This is a genomic window from Ornithinibacillus halotolerans, from assembly GCF_014637405.1.
GTDB classification, from domain to species: Bacteria; Bacillota; Bacilli; order Bacillales; family Amphibacillaceae; genus Ornithinibacillus; species Ornithinibacillus halotolerans.
Map to the genome: position 1 here is coordinate 1 of NZ_BMEY01000042.1, position 1,409 is coordinate 1,409.

Below are 1,409 nucleotides of genomic sequence, written 5' to 3' on the forward strand. Positions count from 1 at the left end.
TTCCGAAAACAAAGTCTCTTGAGAGGCTTATTTTGTCATGCGTAAATTTATAGAAGAGATACAAAAAGCTAACAGAGGTGAGCATTTCTTATCTCACCTACTGTTAGCTTGATGGCTATGGGGACAGTCCCCTATTATGTAAACTTCCATCATTCAAAAACAAACACTTCCGACTGCCATTCGTCATTCCATCCTGTATAGGTAAAACCTAGTTTACGAAGCAGATTAATAGAAGGAATATTTTCCTTATCGGTCATTGCTACAATATCATAAGATGGATAACACTCTTTTAGTTTAGGTAGTAAGCTTTCAACAACCTCCGTTATATAGCCTTTTCGAGCATAGGTTGGATGAATGGCATAACCAATCATTAGGCTATTTCCATCCATTAAAAGAAACAGATCTCCTAGCAGCTGATCTGTCTCCTTCTCTACGATGGCAAGCTGAGCACCATTTTCCAAATCGATTGGAACTAACAATGCTTTCCTATATTCTTCTTTTGTTTTATTTTTAAAGTTCTGGTACTTCATCCAGTCTAAATTATTTCGATATTGTATGAAGATATCTAGATCATTTTCTTGGAATGGTCTTAGTTTGCATCTTTTTGTTATTAACATTGGTACTCCTTCTTTGGTGCGTGTTACATCATAATCACTTAATACTACTAGATATAAACACGGAAGCATCTTGGTTCATAAATATACGATTTCCATGATAGAATGTCTTAATTTCGGTTGATTGAAAACCAATTTCAGATAGAGTTTTCTTCAGTTCTTCATGGGAAAAACCATTGTGAACTTTGGGATGATGTATATTTTCATTTTTATCAAAATCAATAACTATTAGCTTGCCATCCTTATTTAGTATATTATACAGTTCTTGTAATATCTTTTTAGTATCTGAGATATGAAGAAGAACTAAAGACATTAAAATTATGTCTGCTTTAAGATCAGGAGTTTCTTGAGTAAAATCTGAAAAAAGCACGTTTGCGTTGGTAATTCCTTTGCGAGATATTTTAGCTTTTGCAACTTCCAGCATTTTTTGTGATGAATCTACTAACAAAATAGATTCAACTAAATCGGATAATTGTAAACTAGATAAACCAGTACCACACCCATAATCCAACAAAGTTTTGGATTTACAATTTTCTAATTCTGGTCTTACTTGCTTAACGATAATGTTAGCTAATTCAATTCTTTCTTCCGTATCATATCTGTTCGCCATCTTCTCAAAAACATTATCTTCCATTGCATACTCTCCTATTATTTAAGTGCAGAAGCAAAGGGACGGTTCTTTCAGGGGACAATCGGAAGTTTTGCGTGGAAAGAAGGCACAATAAGCAGGATAATCAGCTTATTGTGCCTTCTTATAATTATATTTATCTACTAACGCAAAATTTTTGATTGCCA

General features: G+C 33.6%; 2 protein-coding genes. Both read right to left on the minus strand.

The features are described from left to right. Positions 1-149 precede the first annotated feature (149 nt). Positions 150-617 (minus strand): GNAT family N-acetyltransferase, encoded by a 468-nt coding sequence (locus IEV35_RS19945; RefSeq protein ID WP_188386410.1) that lies wholly within the window; start codon positions 615-617, stop codon positions 150-152. 34 nt (positions 618-651) lie between these two features. After that, positions 652-1,248 (minus strand): class I SAM-dependent methyltransferase, encoded by a 597-nt coding sequence (locus tag IEV35_RS19950; RefSeq protein WP_188386411.1) that lies wholly within the window; start codon positions 1,246-1,248, stop codon positions 652-654. Positions 1,249-1,409: the final 161 nt, after the last annotated feature.